Raw genomic sequence first — 393 nt, forward strand, 5'->3', positions numbered from 1 at the left:
GCGCTCCAGTGCCGCGTCCTTCTCGACGTGCTTGCGGTACTCGTCGATCGTCGTGGCGCCCACGACGTGGAGTTCACCGCGGGCCAGGGCGGGCTTGAGCATGTTGGAGGCGTCCATCGACCCCTCACCCGTGGCACCGGCGCCGACGACGGTGTGCATCTCGTCGATGAACAGAATGATGTTGCCTTTGGCCGCCCGCACGTCCTCGATGACCTTCTTCAGCCGCTCCTCGAACTGACCGCGATACTGCGCCCCGGCGATCATCCCCGACAGATCCAGCGCCACCACCCGCTTGTCCATCAGCGTGTTGGGCACCTCACCCGCCACGATCCGCTGCGCCAGCCCCTCCACGATCGCCGTCTTGCCCACCCCCGGCTCACCGATCAGCACCGG

At 67.2% G+C, this 393-nt stretch carries 1 protein-coding gene; it reads right to left on the reverse strand.

Annotated elements, in window-relative coordinates; genetic code table 11:
* The coding region (locus R2S09_RS40325) for an AAA family ATPase (RefSeq protein WP_316746270.1) at positions 1 to 393 on the reverse strand (393 nt) is incomplete at both ends.

Source organism: Streptomyces sp. MK7 (assembly GCF_032658145.1).
Taxonomy (GTDB): domain Bacteria; phylum Actinomycetota; class Actinomycetes; order Streptomycetales; family Streptomycetaceae; genus Streptomyces; species Streptomyces spiralis.